General features: G+C 69.0%; 1 protein-coding gene. It reads right to left on the reverse strand.

The features are described 5' to 3' along the window. Nucleotides 1–758, reverse strand: a 758-nt coding sequence (locus tag AC3WK8_RS31940; RefSeq protein WP_492574101.1) for an acetyl-CoA C-acyltransferase, incomplete at its 3' end; no start/stop codon positions are given. Between the last annotated feature and the right edge of the window lies 1 nt (nt 759).

Raw genomic sequence — 759 nt, forward strand, 5'->3', positions numbered from 1 at the left:
CCGTCGTTCAGCGCCGAGGCGTTGCCGGCGGTGACGCTGCCGTCTTTCTTGAACGCCGGCTTGAGCTTGGCCAGGGCCTCGGCGGTGGTGCCGGGGCGGGGTTGTTCGTCGGTGGCGAAGGTGACGGGCTCGCCCTTGCGCTGGGGAATCTGGATCGGGGTGATCTCGTCGACGAAGCGCCCGGCCTCGATGGCCGCGGCGGCCTTGCGCTGGGAGTCGGCGGCGAAGGCGTCCTGGGCTTCACGAGTGATGCCGTATTTTTCCACCAGGTTCTCGGCGGTGATGCCCATGTGATAGTCGTTGAAGGCATCCCACAGGCCATCGCTGATCATGGAGTCGATCATCTGGCTGTGGCCCATGCGCAGGCCGGTGCGGGCGCCGGGCAGGACGTAGTTGGCCAGGCTCATGTTCTCCTGGCCGCCGGCGATGATCACCTCGGCGTCGCCGCAGCGGATGGCCTGGGCGGCCAGGTGCAGGGCTTTGAGGCCGGAGCCGCAGACCTTGTTCAGGGTCATGGCGGGCACGGCATGGGGCAGGCCGGCCTTGATCGCGGCCTGGCGTGCGGGGTTCTGCCCGGCGCCGGCGGTGAGCACCTGGCCCATGATGACTTCGTCGACCTGGGCCGGGTCGATGCCGGTCTGGGCCAGCAGTTGGCGGATCACCGCGGCGCCGAGGTCGACGGCGGGAATGGCCGCCAGCGAGCCCTGGAAAGTGCCCACGGCGGTGCGGGTAGCGGCAACGATTACGACGTCTTGCATG

The organism is Pseudomonas sp. FW507-12TSA (assembly GCF_058781435.1).